The following is a 16642-nucleotide window of genomic DNA, read 5'->3' as shown; positions in this document are numbered from 1 at the left end:
CAAAGCGGTGCTCAAACGAGCACAGCTCCACCAGCTTGAATAACACCTTGCGTTTCGGCTTCGCCCAGCAGCATCTCATTGTGGGCCTTGCCCGATGGGATCATCGGGAAGCAATTCTCGTGCTTTTCGACCACGCAGTCGAAGATGACCGGACCGTCGTAATTGATCATCTCCATGATCGCGTCGTCCAGATCGGCCGGGTCGGAACACAGGATACCCTTGGCACCAAAGGCTTCAGCGAGCTTGACGAAATCAGGCAGGGCCTCGGACCACGAATGCGAATAGCGTTCGCCGTGCAGCAGTTCTTGCCATTGTCGTACCATTCCAAGCCGCTCGTTATTCAGAATGAACTGTTTCACGGGCAGGCGGTATTGCGCGGCCGTGCCCATTTCCTGCATGTTCATCAGCCACGAGGCCTCACCAGCCACGTTGATGACCAGCGCATCGGGATGTGCCATTTGCACACCGATCGAGGCGGGGAAACCATAGCCCATAGTGCCCAGCCCGCCCGAAGTCATCCAGCGGTTGGGGTCTTCAAAACCCAGGTATTGCGCCGCCCACATCTGGTGCTGTCCAACCTCGGTTGTGACATAGCGGTCGTATTTCTTCGTCAGCTCTTCAAGCCGTTGCAGCGCGTATTGCGGCTTGATGGTCTTTTCGCTGTTTGTGAAGGCAAGGCAGTTGACCTTGCGCCATTCGTTAATCTGGTCTTGCCACTGCTTGATATTGGCAGCGTCTGTTTTGCGACCGCGTGCTTTCCAGACTTTCAGAATATCCTCAAGCACGTGGGCAACATCGCCAACTATTGGGATGTCGACACGGATAACTTTGTTGATCGACGACGGGTCGATATCTACATGGGCTTTGATTGAGTTCGGCGAGAACGCATCGATCCGGCCGGTGATACGGTCATCAAATCGCGCGCCGATGTTTATCATCAGATCGCAATCATGCATCGCCATGTTGGCCTCGTAGAGCCCATGCATCCCAAGCATGCCGATCCAGTTTTCGCCCGAGGCCGGATAGGCCCCAAGCCCCATCAGGGTCGATGTGATCGGAAAGCCGGTTGCGTCCACCAGTTCGCGCAGCAGCTGGCTGGCAGCCGGGCCCGAGTTGATGACGCCGCCGCCGGTGTAGAACACTGGCTTCTTCGCGGTCTCGATTGCTGCAACAAGCTCCGTGATTTCTTCCAGATCGCCCTTCAATACTGGCTGATAGTGAGAGGTCGACGGTTTTGGCGTCGTGTATTCACCCGAGGCGAACTGAACGTCCTTCGGAATGTCAACGAGCACGGGGCCGGGGCGACCGGAAGTGGCCACATGGAAGGCCTCGTGCATAGTTGCCGCCAGCGAGTCCGTATCCTTCACCAACCAGTTGTGCTTGGTGCAGGGGCGCGTGATGCCCACAGTGTCGGCTTCCTGAAAGGCGTCAGAGCCAATCATGAAGGTCGGAACCTGCCCGGTCAGAACGACAATCGGGATCGAGTCCAGCAACGCATCGGTCAGGCCGGTCACCGCATTGGTCGCGCCGGGGCCCGAGGTTACCAGCGCAACGCCCGGCTTGCCGGTTGACCGGGCATAACCTTCGGCTGCGTGCACAGCACCTTGTTCGTGGCGCACCAGAATGTGACGGATGTCATTTTGCAGAAAGATCTCGTCATAGATCGGTAGGACGGCGCCACCGGGGTATCCGAATACCGTGTCCACGCCCTGATCCTTGAGGGCTTGAACTACCATCTTTGCGCCGGTCATCTCACGTGTCATCTGCTTTGCTCCGTTCGCGACATGTGTCTTGCGTGTTGCCAAAAAAAAGCCCCCGAGATTTTCGGAGGCGCATGGGTTCGATTATGGTTTACCGTTACCGGCCCATGCGCGTGTTTCCTACGATTACGACTAGCGCTTTCATCGCCAGAGGCTCCTTCTTTGCGTGCAGGGACATTATGGTTGAGGGGAAGGGGCGTCAACAGGCAAATACAAAAATATTGTAAGTCTGGGCTTGTAGGATTTGATATTTTGTTGCGCAAAATGACGCAGGTCGAGAAATATCCGCGAAAATTCGCCGCAAATTGGTGGGCGATCGGGTGATCAACAGTGGTCTGATTGCGTCAGGCCCATGTCTGAAACAGACCAGAGCAGCGCCCGATGCTGAGGCAGGCTGGTGAAAACAGCGCTAAATCGGGAGGTCAGACATGCTGCACGATCTTGTGGATCTGGGGCGCTATCCGATCGATCGGCCTGATTCATACGGGTACAGGCAGCTGATCGCGGACCTGAGGCGGGATCTGGAAGTTGATGGATGCGCGGTCCTCCCCGGCTTTGTGCACGAAGATGGCCTTGGGAAACTGATCGCTGAGGCCGATCACGTCGCTCCCAAAGCGCATCGCTCGTTCAATCGCACGAATGCCTATTTTACGCAGGATGATCCCAGTTACGGGATCGGTCATCCAATCCGACGTTTTTATGACCGATCAAACGCCTTTGTTCCGGCTGACAACTTCCCTGTCACAAGCCCGCTGCGGCGTATTTATCAGTATGAAGGTTTCATGCCTTTCATCCGCATGGCTTTGAACGAGCCGGAGGATCGGTTCTTCCGATATGATGACCCGTTGGCGGATGTGATCATCAATGTGGTCGAGAAGGGAGGCGGCTTTCCGTGGCATTTTGACACCAATAATTACACCGTGACGCTGGCAATCCAGAATGGCGAGGAGGGCGGTGCATTCGAATACGCACCCAATCTGCGGACCAGTGAAGACGAGAATTTCAAGGGCGTCGCTGCGATTTTGGATGGCAGCAGGAGGGGCGTACACCAACTGGAACTGCAACCGGGCGACCTGCAGATATTCAAGGGGCGCTATGCCTTGCACCGGGTTGCGCCGGTTGAAGGACAACGGAAACGCTATGTTGGTATCTTTTCGTTTGTCGAAACCGAAGGCATGTGTGGTGGGGTGGAGCGGACCCGTCAACTCTATGGCCGTGTGCTGCCGCATCATTATGAGCGTGAAGGGTTGCGGGGTGATCAACTGCTTGACTGATATGTGCTAGTCTCGGGCCCGAGGTTGGAAGAGGGCTGTTTTGATGCAGATATTACAACTTACACCATTTGTCCTTTGTTCTTCTTTGGACGCGCAGATTGAGTTCTACACTCAGCGGCTTGGGTTTTCCTGCACATTCAGGCAGGACAATTATGCCTTTTTGCGCCGTGATCCTGTAGCGATCCGATTATTGGAATGTCCACCGCGTCAGGATGGGCGCGCATTGGGGGATGAGCAGTCGTTTTATGTTGACGTCAAAGGAATCGACAGCCTGTTCGAAAGCCTGCGCCCCGGGTTGGAGGAGCTGCCTGAAGGGCGGGTGCGCCCGCCATTCGATCAGCCGTATCAGCAGCGCGAATTTCATGTCCTCGATGAAGACGGGACTTTGGTGTTCTTTGGTGAAGATATCAGTGAACGCGGCAGCGGGTAGTGCTCCCGCCCGACTTCAATGTGCCGTTGGCACATCTCCTTCGGCTGGGCCGGGCAGCGCGTTTCGCGCTGCGGTCATAGCCCGGGGCTGGTGCCCTGCAGGACGCCATGCTCCAGGGCATAGCGGGTCAAGCCGGCGGTGGAGGAGATGCCAAGTTTGCGCTTGATGTTCTTGCGATGCGTCTCAACTGTGCGCACCGAAATGTCCAGCGCCAGTGCCACCTCTTTGTTGGATTTACCCTGCGCCAATTCCAGCAGGATTGTCTGTTCCCGGCCGGTCAGCGCCTCGCGCGTGTTGCCGTCCTTGGGCTCCAGCGAGCCGCTGGCCCCGGTACAAAGATACCGCTCGCCCCGCATCACGGCATCGATGGCTTGCTTGATCTCTTCGGTGGGAACGTCCTTGAGGATATAGCCTTTGGCGCCGTGGCTGAGCGCGGTTGAGATGTATTCGGGACTGTCATGCATCGACAGGATCAGAACGCGGGTTTTGGGCAGGCGCTCTAAAATGATCTCGGTGGCGTTCAACCCGCTCAGGCCGGGCATGTTGAGATCCATCAGGATCACGTCCGGCTGCAGGTGGGTTGCTCGATCGACAGCTTCTTGTCCGTTGGAAAGTGTGCCGACAACTTCGATCTCATCATAGCTTTCCAGCAGAGACTGAATGCCTTCGGCGACCATGGGGTGATCGTCGACAATAAGGACCCGGATGATTGAGTCGGACATCAGATACCGGCCTTTCGTTTTGGCGTTGGGTCTTCCTGTGGTGGCAGCATATGACTGAGCGGCAAGCTGACCTCAATCACGGTGCCGCTGCGCCCGCCGCGCGATGAGAGGATGCGTAGAGTGCCGTCAAGCTGTTCGATCCGTTCCTGCATGTTGCGTAGCCCGATTCCGGTGCTGACATGGCCTGGTTCGTTCCGCAACCCGCGACCATTGTCCGTAATCCGCATCGTGGCGCCTTTCTTATGACCCCGCAGGTCAATGGTAACACGGGTTGCTCCCGAGTGGCGCTCGATATTGGTCAGGGCTTCCTGCGCAATACGGTAGAGGGCAATCTTGCTGTCTTGATCCAATCGGTTTCGGAACACCACGGTTGAGAAATCGGTTTCAATACCCGTGCGTTCACTGAAATCGTCGGTCAAAGCCTTGAGCGCTGGCCCAAGCCCCAGATCATCCAGAACACCCGGACGCAGGTCGCGGCTGATGCGGCGAACCTCGGTGATGGCGGTGGCCAGATTGTCGATACCTGTTTGCAATGGTTCCTGCGCCGACTCGTCATCCCCGCGGATCAGACGTCGTCGGGCGTTGTCCAGTGCATAGCGTACGCCAACCAGAATCTGGCTGATGCCGTCATGCAATTCGCGGGCGACGCGCCCGCGCTCTTCTTCCTGAGCGTCCAGTACCCGCTGTGTCAGTTCCTTAAGCTTGGCATCAGCCAGCCGCCGTTCGCGGAAGTTCAGCAACATGCCCGAGGCAAAGACGATTAGAACAGCGGCCAGAACAATGCCTCCGATATAAAGGAAGGTGCGCTGCACGCGCGCCTCAACCTCAGCCCGGGCATTGGCGACGGTGGCGACGATGTCATCAATGAACACACCCGTGCCCACCACCCAGCGCCAGTCCTGCAGGCCAACAACATAGGCGATCATCTGAGCCTCTTCACCGGTCGATGGTTTTTGCCACATAAAGCTGTGCCAGCCTGCGCCCTGCCGGGCGAGCGTGATGAACTCATCCACAATCGGGGTGCCATCGCTGTCGGTCAGATCGGCCCAGTTGCGATTGATGAATTCAGTCTGGCGCGGGCTGACGAGGTTGTTGCCGTCATAGTCATAGACAAAGAAGAACCCGTCCTTGCCGTAAATCATCGCCGACAGAATCTGGGTCACGAGGTTTTTTGCGATTTCGTCATCCGGGGAGGCGCGACCGTAAATATAGGCAAACCCGTTCCGCGCCTGGGTCACGTAATTACGCAGCTCTTCTTTTTTGGCTTCGATCAGGCGGCGCTCGAGGGCCTGTATCTCACTCTCGGCGGTCGCGCGCGATTCATAAGCGACCACCATTGCAATGGCCGCAACCGCTGCGATCAGCGGGATTGCGGCAACCAGCGACAGTTTTTGCGCATAGGTTAGCGAGATTAGGTTCCGGATTCCTCCCATGTTCGAATCGATACGCAAGCTGCCGGCAAATTGCAAAAAATTTGGAAGAACACAGTGCTCGGCCACAGTGATTTGGGCGCGAGCGGGTAAAATCAACCGGATTTGTGCTTTTGAATGTGGAAAAACCCGACTGGCTACGTAGTAGTAGGTATTCACATTCATGTGTGTGGAACTAGGCTAACGCGCACTAGAAACGATCGACCCGGCATCACCCGGGGAATGAATATGAAGGGGAGGATCACTCATATGGATCGTCGTAAGTTTCTGAAAACATCAGCACTGGGCGGCTCGGCCGCTGCAGCCACCACGCTGGCAGCGCCCGCCTATGCGCAAGGCAAGCGCACGCTGACTATGGTCACCTCGTGGGGCCGTGGCCTCGCAGGTGTGTTCGACAGCGCGCAGCGTTGCGCCGACAGCATTACCACAATGTCGGATGGCGACCTGAACGTTGAAATCAAAGCCGCTGGTGAACTGGTTGGTGCCTTTGAGGTGTTTGACGCGGTATCGTCCGGACAGGCCGATATGTACCACGCGGCAGACTACTACTTTGTGGGTCAGCACCCGGGCTATGCGTTCTTCACCGCTGTTCCGTTCGGCATGACCGCGCAGGAACTGGTGAACTGGTACTACCATGCCGGCGGCATGGAGCTGCATGATGAGCTGGGCGAAATCTTCGGCCTGAAATCCTTCCTGGCCGGTAACACTGGCGCGCAGGCAGGTGGCTGGTACTCGAAAGAGATCAACAGCCCCGAAGACTTTAACGGCCTGAAATTCCGCATGCCGGGTCTGGGTGGCAAGGCGCTGGGCAAACTGGGCGCATCCGTTCAGAACATTCCGGGTTCGGAAGTGTATCAGGCGCTGTCGTCCGGTGCTATTGACGGAACCGAGTGGATCGGTCCCTGGGCTGATGAAAAAGCGGGCTTCCAGGAAATCACCAAAACCTACTACACCGCGGGCTTCCATGAGCCGGGTGCGGGTCTGTCGCTGGCCACCAACCGCGAGGTTTATGACAGCCTGTCCGCCGCGCAGCAGAAGATCATCGAGATCGCAGCTGCCGAGTGCCACCAGTGGAACCTGGCACAATTCCTGGCCAACAACGGTGCAGCGCTGCAGCGTCTGCAGGCCGGTGGTGTCAAGGTCATGGAATTCCCGGACAGCGTTTGGGACGCGTTTGGCGCAGCCAGCCAAGAAGTTCTGGATGAAAACATGGGTGATGAGCTGTTCAAGCGCATTCACGACAGCGCCATGGAGTCGATGGCAGCATCGTCGGCATGGAACAACCTGTCGTCGGGTGTCTACACCTCGCAGCGTGACCGCGTACGCGGCTAAGCAATCCGCTCAATGCAATCGGTTCCCCCGTCAGCGGGGGAGCCTTTCCTGTTGCACATAAGCGGCCCGGACATGCCGTCATAACCAAACGTGCAACCGATGCGACCTGGGGACAACATGCAGGACGAAAACGGTATCTCGTTCTTCGGCGCCCTGTGGAATGGACTGGTCTGGTTCATTCAGAACATTGCCGAAGCCTTCTATAATTTCGGATACGCCATCACGCATCCGCAGCTCTGGCTGGACTGGTCGAACAAAGAAGCAATCATGCGCTTTGTTTATTATGGCGGGTCTGTCGAGTTCTTCTTCGTGATCTTCGCGCTGTTTCTGGTGCTGACGGCCATTGGTCTTTACTATCGGAACTTCATGTGGGGAATGGTACGCGGGCTCGAAGGCTTCGCCAATACCACTGGCCGCTTCTTTGCGTGGGCGGGATTGCTGATGGTAATTCAGCAGATCGTTATAGTATTCATGCAGCGGGTGTTCACACGGCCGGATATGTCCTTTGGGCTGGGTATCCCTTTTCAAATGGATATCAGTTGGTTCGCCGAAGAACTTAAACTCTACAACGCCATGGTTGTGTGCCTTTGCTGCACCTACACATTCGTGCAGGGCGGCCATGTGCGCGTTGACCTGATTTATGCGGGCATCAGTCACAAGGCCAAACGCGTCGTTGATATGTGCGGGGCGGTTCTGTTCATGATGCCCATGGCCGTTCTGACCTGGATGTATGGATGGTACTTCATGTGGCGGCACCTGATCGTGCCGAAACCCTCGGCCAGTGACACGCTGGATAGGCTTGTGGCCAAGTCCCGAGCGCTGCGTTGGAACGTGGAAACCATCGGGTTTAGTCCTAACGGGTTCAACGCCTACTTCCTGTTCAAAATCCTGCTGGTGGCCTTTGCCGCCATGGTGTTCCTGCACGCGATTGCGTTCCTGTATCGCTCGTATCTGGAATACGTGGAAGGGCCGGAAAGTGAAGGAAAATACCTCGACAAGGACAGCCTTGGCGAGGGTGAAGAAGCCTACGAAGGCGCGCATTAGGGACGGAGAACCAGACAATGCTATTCGGACTTGATGGCGTCGAGATAGGCCTCATTATCGTATTTTTCTGCCTCTTCGGAGGCATTCTTTCGGGTTTCCCTGTGGCCTTTGCCATTGGTGGGGCCGGGGTGATTTCGTTCGGGATTATCGCTGCATTGGATAGTGCCGGACTGTTGATCCACCAGGCGATCGACACCGGCTCGCAAGCCTACCGCGACGTGGTGAATTCTGGCGTCAAACCTGACGTGATATCCGTGTTCCGATACCCGGATTTGCCAAGGATCGCCGAGCCGGTCTTTGTACAAGGCTGGGAAACAGCGCTGGACCGGAATGTTTCCTTCATCGTGAACCGCATGAACGAACGTGTTCTGGCCGGGCAGTCGATCGAGACACTGCTGGCGGTGCTGATGTTCGTTCTGATGGGCATCACGCTGGAGCGTTCAAAAATTGCAAACGACCTGCTGACCACGATGGCGCGAGTCTTTGGCCCGCTGCCCGGTGGCCTTGCGGTCTCGATTGTGGTCGTGGGCGCGTTCCTTGCTGCCTCGACCGGTATCGTCGGCGCGACCGTTGTTACCATGGGACTGTTGGCCCTGCCGACCATGCTGCGAAACAACTATTCGCCGGAATTGGCGACAGGTGTGATCGCGGCCTCGGGTACGTTGGGGCAGATCATTCCACCCTCCATCGTGATCGTTCTGCTAGGTACACTGGCTGGTGACCTCTATTCGACCGCGCAGGAAACGCGCGCGGTTGAGGCCGGGTGCACCGACGCGCTGACCTATCTGGGCGAGCCTGCAGTTGTTTCGGTGGGTACACTGTTCCAGGCGGCGCTGCTGCCTGGGATCATGTTGGCGCTGCTCTACGCGCTTTATGCCTTTGGATATGCGCTGTTGAACCCGGAAAAGGCCCCGGCAGTTGAATTGTCGGGAGGCTCGGGTGAAACCATCACGCGCTCGGAAGGGCTGACCTGGCTGCTGGGCGCTCCGGTTGCTCTGATTGTTGGCGCGGTACTTCTGGGAAGCGCGGGAGTGATTGGCAGCCAGAACATCTCGGTCTCGGCATTTACGGATATCGGGCAGGGCGCCTCGCTGCGCACGAACGTGTCCGAAGAGTGTAAGGCTTCGATGATCGAACTGCATGGGCAATCAGCCTGGGACCAGGCCGTGGCCGAGCAGGAAGCGATTGACGAAGCAGGTGGTTCGTCCGAAGCCCAGCGTCTGAGCGAAGAGGAACTGGCTGCTGCGCAAGAGGCCAAGATCGCCGCTGCAGCGCCAATCGGCAACGGCGTCGCCGTTATTGTAGTGCTGTTGGGTCTGACGCTGGTGCTGGGTCGCGGGATTGCACCGTCGCAAGCGCCGCAGCCTCTGATCGTCGGAGCGATTGGCCTGTTGCTGATGTTGTTGGTCGACGTGTTGCTGATCGCGCCAACGACTTCGTCCGGGGCTACGTTCCTGATACTCGCCATACCTTTTGCGCTCGCAATGTATGGGTGCAAAGAAGCTGCCGCCCGTTGCGCGACCAATGATCTGATCCGTGTGGTCTTCCCACCGCTGGTGCTGATCATCGCGGTGTTGGGTTCGATTCTTGGCGGTGTCACCAACCCTACGCCGGCTGCGGCACTGGGGGCGGGTGGAGCGATCATGCTAGCGGCCTATCGGAAACTTCAGGATCAGAACCGGTCGGGCAAAGTGATCATCTGGTCAACCTTCGCAGTGATCATCGCACTGGTGATGGGAGTGAACTTTGATCTGCGCATCAATCAGGGCAATGTTTCAGTTGAAAGCTGGATCGCGTTCATCATCGCCTATTCGGCCTACCTCTATGCGCTGTTCGGCTTGATCTACGGCTGCTGGGTGCTGTTCTCAAGCGGGGTTCTGACACCGGTGGTGCGTGAGACAGCGAAGGTGACGTCGATGGTCTTCACCATCCTGATCGGATCGCAACTGCTGAACCTGGTGGTGATTTCCTTTGGTGGAGAGCACTATATACAGCAGTTCCTGCGCAGCTTTGATAATGAATTCACGGTCTTCCTGATCGTGATGCTGGTGCTGTTCATTCTTGGCTTTGTGCTGGATTTCCTTGAGATCATCTACATCGTGATCCCGATCGTTGGGCCGGTGATCTATGGCGGATCGTTTGATCCGAAATGGGTGACCATCATGGTGGCGGTGAACCTGCAGACCTCGTTCCTGACGCCGCCGTTCGGGTTTGCGCTGTTCTACCTCAGGGGCGTTGCACCGAAAGAGGTCACCACTGGCCACATCTATCGCGGCATCATACCGTTCGTGATCATTCAGGTTGTGGGCATCGCAATCCTGTGGTTCTTCCCGTCGATTGTAACCATCGTTCCTGACCTGATCCCGAACTGATCTGTCGCTTAGACTGACGAATACGGAGGCCCATTAGGGCCTCCGTTTGTTTTTCAGGAATTCGGCTGTGGGTGTGTCAGCCTTTCAAACTCCGCTTCAGTGGCATGATCGATTGCAAGATCTGTGGTCTCGACAAGTCCGGCATTGGGATTGTCGAACGTGGCCTTGTCCAGCTTGCCGACCTTTTGCCCGACAATGGTGGTCACCACCGCATCGCCAGTGACATTCACAACCGTCCGCATCATATCGAGGATCCGGTCGACGGCCAGAATGATGCCGATGCCTTCCAGCGGCATACCCAACTGGTTCAGAACCATCGCCAGCATCACTATCCCCACACCGGGCACACCTGCCGTGCCGATTGAGGCCAGAACCGAGATTGAAATCACGGTCAGATAACCGCTTAGCCCCAGATCAATGCCATAGGCATTAGCCAGAAAAACGGTCGCCACTCCATGCATGATTGCGGTGCCATCCATGTTGATCGTCGCCCCTAGGGGAATACCGAACGACGCCACGGAACGGTCAACGCCGACGCGCTGCGTCACGCATTGTAAGCTGGCCGGAATTGTTGCGTTCGAGCTTGAGGTCGAGAACGCAAACACCTGCGCCGAGCGCATCTTGCGCAGGAATACCCGAGGGCTCAGCCCGGTCGTAAAATACAGCAGCGCCATCAACGTGACACACAGATGGAATACCAGCGCCAGGCTGATCGTGGTCAGATAGCCGATCACCGGTCCGAATAGGCCAAAGCCCTCCATCGCAAAGGTTTTGGCAATCAGGCTGAAGACGCCGATGGGGGCGAAGGCCATGACGATATTGACGATCTTCATCGCCAGTTCATTCATGAACTCGCATCCTTCCACAAAGGCCTTGGCGCGGCTGCCCATCATTAGCACTGCAATACCAACGACCATCACGTAGAAGATGATCTGCAGCATCTCACCATTGGCCAGAGCGTTGATCGGGTTCTTTGGGATGATGTTCGCCAGTATTTCCCAAGTGGTCTGCGGGTTGGCGACGCTTACGCTATCACCGGCCAGATGCAGGCTCGTGAATCCGGTGCCCGGCCCAATGAGGCCCGCAAAGATCAAGGCAGTTGTCACGGCCAAGGCGGTGGTGGCCAGATAGGTAACGAAGGTCAGCCCTCCGACACGGCCCAGCAATTTGACATCGCCAATGCCGACAACGCCGCACAGCAGTGAGAACACAACCAGCGGCACAACAAGCATCTGAAGTGCATTAAGGAACATTTGCCCAAACATGGACAGCACACCCTGCACAAGTGTTGCGTTGAGCGCAGCGATATCGAGATAGTTCAAGACCAGACCAAAGATCGAGCCCAAGGCGAGCGCGACCAGAATCTGGGTCGTCAGCGTGGCCGAAACCAGTCGGCGTGCGGCATATGTCATTTTCCCCCTCCTTCAGAACCTCTGCGACAGGGTGGGAGGCCTGCCGTAGCGACAATAAAGCCAGCCCGGTCAGCGTCTGATTGAGCTGCGGGTTTCAGGTTTGGGCTGGACGTTTAGAAGTGCGGCTAATTTGGTGACCTTGCGTCAACTTTCAATCGCACGGGCGGGGGAAGGTCGATTAAGATTGCTTAACAATTGGGCGCAGCATGGCGGAAGGTAGTTTAAAGCGATGAAAAAAATGTATTTATTTTGTCGATACAGGTGCTGAAAATTCGATCAAATCCCAACGATTTCCGAAAGGATCCCGCCAGACGGCGACAATTCCATAGGGTTCATGGCGCGGGCGCTCTTCAAACCCTACGCCTGCTTCCAGCATCGCCGCGTGATCGCGGTAGAAATCATCTGTTTCGAGGAAAAAGCCAACGCGCCCACCGGTTTGATTGCCGACCGATGCGATCTGTTCCGCGCCCACCGCCTTGGCCAGCAACAATGAAGCACCATCCGAGCCCGGAGGCGTGATCCGCACCCAGCGTTTACCATCGCCCAGATCAATATCCTGCGTCAGAGTAAAGCACAGCACTTTGGTGTAGAACGCGATCGCTGCGTCATAATCCGGGACGACCAGCGTCACCGCATGAAGGCTCTGACGCATGATAGATTAACCTTTGGTGGGGTGGCGGTCAGGCAGCTGGATGTTGGCCACCTGCTCGGCAATCGGGGCCGACGAAAGGGGGTGGTGGGCCGTATGGTCACACTGCTCGGGATTTTTAATTCGCTGCCATTCACCCTGCATATAGACCTGCAAGCCCGCGAATTTGGCCTTGTACCCCATCTTGGGGCTGCCGGGCACCCAATAGCCCAGATAAATATAGGGCAACCCTGCCTCGCGCGCGATCTCGATATGGTCGAGAATCATGTAAGTGCCCAGCGAGCTTTGCTGGAACTCTGGATCGTAGAATGAGTAAACCATGCTCAGTCCGTCATCCAGTACATCGGTCAAACTGACGGCGATCAGCTCGCCGGTTTCGGGATCGGCATATTCTACGACTCGGCTGCGGATCGGGGTTTCCTCGATCATCGCGGCGAATTCGAAGACATCCATATCGGCCATACCGCCATCCGCATGGCGCGCGTCCAGATACCGACGGAACAGGTCGAACTGTTCATCCGTTGCCCAGGGCGATGTTGCACGTCGGATCAAGTAGGAATTGCGCTTGTGGGCCCGTTTTTGGCTTTTGCTTGGCTGAAAGGCTGACACATCGATACGGGCAGATAGACAGGCGGCGCAGTCGGTGCAGGACGGGCGATACAGTACGTTCTGCGAGCGGCGAAATCCTTGTTGCGAAAGGCAATTGTTCAATTGATCCGCACCTTCCCCCTGTAGGGCGGTGAACAGTTTGCGCTCCATCCTGCCCTCAAGGTAAGGGCAGGGCTGGGGTGCCGTCACATAGAATTGTGGCGCAATTGGCAGCGTGTGTCGCATGAAGGTCCCGCATTTCCTCGGAACCGATGATAGCAACGGTTTTTGGCGCAGCCAAGTGTTTCACTCAGGTGTTTTTAGGCGCGCTGGTTGATCATCACGGTGCCGAGGAAGGCATCGGTCAGGCCCTGACAGCGGGCGCTGGTCATCATCATGATGACCGAAATGATCTGTAGTACCGGGATCGCCATGCTGACAAAGTAACCTGCCGTATGTGCAATGGCTTTCCCCGTATCCATTCGGGCGCCAAAGGCGTCACGCAATTCTATCCCCATGAAGCGCATCCCCAGCGTGGCCGAGCCGTTGGCGATGGTAACAACGCGATAGACAAAGCTGATGACTGCGTAGATCAGCGCCAATATGAAGAAGCCCATGCCAAAGGTCAGCAGAATCGCAACTGTACAGAGCAATGAGATAAAGGCGATGTCGAACAGCCACGCGAAAAAGCGCTTGGTCGCTACGGATTGGTAGAATTCGGGTTGGCTGTCGGGGTCAGGCAGATGAGACATAGACTGTAATCCGGGTATTGTGCAGAAACACCCTGTCCCGATGGGCGGGACAGGGCAAGCCGCAATTAGGCAGGTTGTTCGCCGTTTTCGTCATCACGATTATCGCGGGCGCGTTCGTCCATGAACTCGTCGAACTCGGCCTTGTCCTTGGCTTCGCGCAGGCGGTGCAGGAACGCCTCAAAGTCTTTCTGTTCGCGCTCCAAACGCGCCAGGGTGTCGGCCTTGTAGGCGTCAAACGCGCTGTTGCCCGAAGGTTTCATGGCGCTCATGTGGCTGTTCCACGACGAACGGCGGCTGCAGGATTTGCTGAACATGCGTTTGCTCCAGATCATATAGGCAAGAAAGGCCAGGCCGATGGGCCAGAAGAAGATAAAGCCAAGGACCATTGCGGCGATCCAGGCGCCTTTGCCCTTGCTATCAAGCCAGGCTTCGCTTCGGTGCAGCCATCCCGGATTTTGGGGAACGGCGTGGTCGGACAATGCGGTCATGTGCTCTCTCCAGTTAGGATGTAAATGCTTTTCACATTACCAAGATGGGAGGGGGGATAGGTGGTTGCAAGGGGGTATGTGAAAAAGATTTACATTTTTCGGAATCCAGCGTCTGACCGGGCGGATCAATCAGCGGGGTGAAGCGCGCCATGGTTTTATTCAAATTTCGACATGGATAATTGCAGCAAGTCGTTTTCTGGTTTCTTCGCTCACTGGTCCCCGGATCAAAGCCGCCTATCTGGGCGGAGAAGTGTGAGGACGCTGTGAAACTGCTTGTTGTAAATCCCAACACCACCGCCTCCATGACGCGAAAGATCAAAGAAGCTGCACGGGCCGCTGCGCATTCCGAAACCACGATCATTGCCGCCAATTCGCAAGAAGGCCCCGCCAGCATTCAGGGCTATCTGGAGGTCTCTACCTGTGTTCCCGGTCTTCTGGAGGTCGTGAAGGCGCATGCTGATGCGGACGCAATTGTTGTTGCTTGTTTCGATGATACCGGAGTCGACGCCGTGCGCTGCGTCACTTCGGCGCCAGTCATCGGCGTTGGGGAGGCGGCCTACCACGCGGCTTCCATGATCAGTCCAAAATTTAGCGTCATCACCACTTTGTCCCGATCTCTAGCAGGGCTAGAGGCAAACTTGTTGCGATACGGCTTAGATCGCAGATGTGTCAGGGTTCGGGCTTCGGATGTGCCGGTTTTGAAGCTGGAGGAAAACGACCCCAAGACCATCGATATAATACGGGCAGAGATACGCGCCGCAATCGAAGAAGACCGAGCGGAAGCGATTGTTCTGGGCTGCGCTGGCATGACAGATCTGATGTCACAACTGTCCGAAGAGTTCGGCCTGCCGGTGGTAGATGACGTTGCATGTGCCGTCACTTTTGCCGAAGCCCTTGTCAAATCCAGATTGACGACGTCAAAGCTTTGTTCTTATTCCTAGCCGGTTTTTTTACTAGTTGCGTCAGAGGTCGAGTGGTAGCAATGGTATGTTGCTTATCAAAATTGTTAATTGATGCGTTCAATCGTTGAAATTAGTTGATGCACAAGATCATTTGCCGCGGCGGATGGCAGGCAATGCGCAGGGCGCATGATTGAAATATTTAGCGCAACATCGGGAAAGAATGCTCGAAAGACAACCGAAGGCGATTATTACTGCCCGTTGATGTATCCGCTCACGGTGGTCGGGTCGCAAAGACTATGGCAAAGCTCTTTTTCGACCAGTCAAGTCAGGGTGAAAGGCTCTGAGTTCGAAGCCGTGTTCGAACCGAGTTTACTACAGAACGAAGGCAACGAGGGTTGCGATCAGGTTCGGGTCCCCCAACTGAATCGCTGCCCTTGGGCGGCCCAATAGCGATTTGGTGTCCCGTGTATATCCTAGAATTACGGGCACAAAATCTGGGCTAGAGCATCAGCGTATATCTGCGTCCAGAAATTCAGTGCACAGCAACAACGCCTCAAAGTAGGCATAGCCCGCTGGTTTGCCCCTGATCTACGCCAGCCGGTCCGACGCGATGTCCATGGCCCAAATGTCATTCATACGCTCAACTTCTGATCGGCTGGATCAGCGCGCTCAAATCAGCGGGGGTAACGCTCGACGAAAGGTAAGTGACGCACATGATCCGCAAAGGTCAAATCACACCCGTAATCTGTCCGTTTCATCAATTCGCTGAACCAGCCGCTTAGCAATCTAAACCTTAGCAACGGACGTCACGAGGTTTCGCAATTCACGAGTTTCCGTTGTCCAGTTTTGAAGCGTAATAGAAGGCAATCGCCTGCGCGCGGTTCTTGATCGACAGCTTGTCGTATATGTTCGACAGATGGAACTTTACCGTGTTGGTCGAAATCTGCAGCTCTTTCGACAATTCCTTGTTGGACATGCCCTGCGCCAGTGCCTCAAGGATAGCGAGTTCCTTGCGCGACAGAGTCTGCAACGGGTTTTGATGCATTTTGCGCACGTCGATATAGGGAAATACCATTTTGCCCTTAGCGACATCGACACAGGTTTCCAGCAAGCCTTCGACCTCGCCCGAACGCGGCGCGAACCCTGCGGCCCCGGCCTGCATAGCCTGACGCGGTACGTCCCCAGCCTCGTCCCCATAGACCACAAAGCGTGGCGCGTTGGTCTGCTCGCGCAGAACCTCAATCAGTTTTGCCGCGCCCAAAGCAGGAAGTTCCCAGGACACGATCCCCACCTGAACCGGCACCCGCATGACTGTGCCCAGAAATCCCTCGGCGGTCGCTGAAGTGGCCACCAGAGAGAATCGCGGGTCGCGCTCGAAGATCTCGGACATGGCCGACAGCACCAAAGGGTTGTTGTTGGCCAGCATGACATCAATGGGGCGTTGAGATGTGTCGGACATTGTTTTCCCGTCTGATTTTATCTAAACC

15 protein-coding genes are annotated in these 16642 nt (G+C 56.2%); 6 read left to right on the top strand and 9 right to left on the bottom strand.

Translation table 11 applies throughout. The annotated features are described in order from the left end of the window. Positions 1-11: 11 nt before the first annotated feature. Positions 12-1763 carry an acetolactate synthase 3 large subunit gene (locus ACR0CZ_RS12715; RefSeq protein ID WP_170396584.1) on the bottom strand — a complete coding sequence of 584 codons (1752 nt, stop codon included), beginning with the start codon at positions 1761-1763 and terminating at the stop codon, positions 12-14. 425 nt (positions 1764-2188) lie between these two features. Here ACR0CZ_RS12715 and ACR0CZ_RS12710 point away from each other — a divergent pair, with 425 nt between their 5' ends. Beyond that, a complete protein-coding gene (locus tag ACR0CZ_RS12710) occupies positions 2189-3034 on the top strand; it encodes a HalD/BesD family halogenase (protein WP_170396586.1) in 846 nt (281 codons plus the stop codon). Between the two features lie 43 nt (positions 3035-3077). After that, entirely contained in the window at positions 3078-3464 is a 387-nt protein-coding gene (locus tag ACR0CZ_RS12705; RefSeq protein ID WP_255612071.1) for a bleomycin resistance protein, read from the top strand. Between the two features lie 74 nt (positions 3465-3538). Here ACR0CZ_RS12705 and ACR0CZ_RS12700 read toward each other — a convergent pair whose 3' ends face one another. Both ACR0CZ_RS12700 and ACR0CZ_RS12695 read right to left on the bottom strand, forming a co-directional pair. Beyond that, a complete protein-coding gene (locus tag ACR0CZ_RS12700) occupies positions 3539-4186 on the bottom strand; it encodes a response regulator transcription factor (RefSeq protein WP_170396590.1) in 648 nt (215 codons plus the stop codon). Next, complete coding sequence (locus ACR0CZ_RS12695) at positions 4186-5619, bottom strand: cache domain-containing protein (RefSeq protein WP_170396592.1); 1434 nt, start codon at positions 5617-5619, stop codon at positions 4186-4188. Before ACR0CZ_RS12695 ends, ACR0CZ_RS12700 begins: the two co-directional genes overlap by 1 nt. Before the next feature lie 246 nt (positions 5620-5865). On the opposite strand from ACR0CZ_RS12695, the gene ACR0CZ_RS12690 reads away from it, so the two are divergent. The 3 genes from ACR0CZ_RS12690 to ACR0CZ_RS12680 all read left to right on the top strand — a co-directional run bounded on the left by ACR0CZ_RS12690 (position 5866) and on the right by ACR0CZ_RS12680 (position 10364). Continuing rightward, complete coding sequence (locus tag ACR0CZ_RS12690) at positions 5866-6948, top strand: TRAP transporter substrate-binding protein (RefSeq protein ID WP_170396967.1); 1083 nt, start codon at positions 5866-5868, stop codon at positions 6946-6948. Positions 6949-7065: 117 nt separating this feature from the next. Beyond that, a complete protein-coding gene (locus ACR0CZ_RS12685; protein WP_170396594.1) occupies positions 7066-7992 on the top strand; it encodes a TRAP transporter small permease subunit in 927 nt (308 codons plus the stop codon). A 17-nt stretch (positions 7993-8009) separates the two neighbouring features. Continuing rightward, positions 8010-10364 (top strand): TRAP transporter large permease subunit, encoded by a 2355-nt coding sequence (locus ACR0CZ_RS12680; RefSeq protein ID WP_170466407.1) that lies wholly within the window; start codon positions 8010-8012, stop codon positions 10362-10364. A 53-nt stretch (positions 10365-10417) separates the two neighbouring features. On the opposite strand, the gene ACR0CZ_RS12675 is transcribed toward ACR0CZ_RS12680, so the two are convergent. The 5 genes from ACR0CZ_RS12675 to ACR0CZ_RS12655 all read right to left on the bottom strand — a co-directional run bounded on the left by ACR0CZ_RS12675 (position 10418) and on the right by ACR0CZ_RS12655 (position 14253). Then, positions 10418-11776, bottom strand: a complete 1359-nt coding sequence (locus tag ACR0CZ_RS12675; protein ID WP_170466410.1) for a dicarboxylate/amino acid:cation symporter — start codon at positions 11774-11776, stop codon at positions 10418-10420. Between the two features lie 244 nt (positions 11777-12020). Beyond that, complete coding sequence (locus tag ACR0CZ_RS12670) at positions 12021-12428, bottom strand: VOC family protein (protein WP_170396600.1); 408 nt, start codon at positions 12426-12428, stop codon at positions 12021-12023. Positions 12429-12434: 6 nt separating this feature from the next. After that, positions 12435-13259, bottom strand: a complete 825-nt coding sequence (locus ACR0CZ_RS12665) for an arginyltransferase (protein ID WP_170396602.1) — start codon at positions 13257-13259, stop codon at positions 12435-12437. A gap of 74 nt (positions 13260-13333) precedes the next feature. After that, a complete protein-coding gene (locus tag ACR0CZ_RS12660; RefSeq protein ID WP_170396604.1) occupies positions 13334-13765 on the bottom strand; it encodes an RDD family protein in 432 nt (143 codons plus the stop codon). A 65-nt stretch (positions 13766-13830) separates the two neighbouring features. Then, complete coding sequence (locus ACR0CZ_RS12655) at positions 13831-14253, bottom strand: DUF2852 domain-containing protein (protein ID WP_170396606.1); 423 nt, start codon at positions 14251-14253, stop codon at positions 13831-13833. Positions 14254-14516: 263 nt separating this feature from the next. On the opposite strand from ACR0CZ_RS12655, the gene ACR0CZ_RS12650 reads away from it, so the two are divergent. Next, complete coding sequence (locus tag ACR0CZ_RS12650; RefSeq protein WP_170396608.1) at positions 14517-15194, top strand: aspartate/glutamate racemase family protein; 678 nt, start codon at positions 14517-14519, stop codon at positions 15192-15194. A gap of 784 nt (positions 15195-15978) precedes the next feature. Here the strand turns inward: ACR0CZ_RS12650 and ACR0CZ_RS12645 are convergent. Next, the gene (locus ACR0CZ_RS12645) at positions 15979-16614 is read right to left on the bottom strand and encodes a response regulator transcription factor (protein ID WP_255612072.1); all 636 of its coding nucleotides are present in this window, start codon (positions 16612-16614) and stop codon (positions 15979-15981) included. Positions 16615-16642: the final 28 nt, after the last annotated feature.

This window comes from Ruegeria sp. H9 (genome assembly GCF_056532915.1).
Note: the sequence above shows the minus strand (reverse complement) of the source record. Positions and strands in the feature narration are given on the sequence as shown.

Coding starts and splice junctions, on each gene's coding strand:
- ACR0CZ_RS12665 (WP_170396602.1), bottom strand. CDS start 13,259: ATGCGACACACGCTGCCAATTGCGCCACAATTCTATGTGACGGCACCC.
- ACR0CZ_RS12645 (WP_255612072.1), bottom strand. CDS start 16,614: ATGTCCGACACATCTCAACGCCCCATTGATGTCATGCTGGCCAACAAC.
- ACR0CZ_RS12695 (WP_170396592.1), bottom strand. CDS start 5,619: ATGGGAGGAATCCGGAACCTAATCTCGCTAACCTATGCGCAAAAACTG.
- ACR0CZ_RS12680 (WP_170466407.1), top strand. CDS start 8,010: ATGCTATTCGGACTTGATGGCGTCGAGATAGGCCTCATTATCGTATTT.
- ACR0CZ_RS12660 (WP_170396604.1), bottom strand. CDS start 13,765: ATGTCTCATCTGCCTGACCCCGACAGCCAACCCGAATTCTACCAATCC.
- ACR0CZ_RS12685 (WP_170396594.1), top strand. CDS start 7,066: ATGCAGGACGAAAACGGTATCTCGTTCTTCGGCGCCCTGTGGAATGGA.
- ACR0CZ_RS12715 (WP_170396584.1), bottom strand. CDS start 1,763: ATGACACGTGAGATGACCGGCGCAAAGATGGTAGTTCAAGCCCTCAAG.
- ACR0CZ_RS12655 (WP_170396606.1), bottom strand. CDS start 14,253: ATGACCGCATTGTCCGACCACGCCGTTCCCCAAAATCCGGGATGGCTG.
- ACR0CZ_RS12700 (WP_170396590.1), bottom strand. CDS start 4,186: ATGTCCGACTCAATCATCCGGGTCCTTATTGTCGACGATCACCCCATG.
- ACR0CZ_RS12710 (WP_170396586.1), top strand. CDS start 2,189: ATGCTGCACGATCTTGTGGATCTGGGGCGCTATCCGATCGATCGGCCT.
- ACR0CZ_RS12690 (WP_170396967.1), top strand. CDS start 5,866: ATGGATCGTCGTAAGTTTCTGAAAACATCAGCACTGGGCGGCTCGGCC.
- ACR0CZ_RS12670 (WP_170396600.1), bottom strand. CDS start 12,428: ATGCGTCAGAGCCTTCATGCGGTGACGCTGGTCGTCCCGGATTATGAC.
- ACR0CZ_RS12675 (WP_170466410.1), bottom strand. CDS start 11,776: ATGACATATGCCGCACGCCGACTGGTTTCGGCCACGCTGACGACCCAG.
- ACR0CZ_RS12705 (WP_255612071.1), top strand. CDS start 3,078: ATGCAGATATTACAACTTACACCATTTGTCCTTTGTTCTTCTTTGGAC.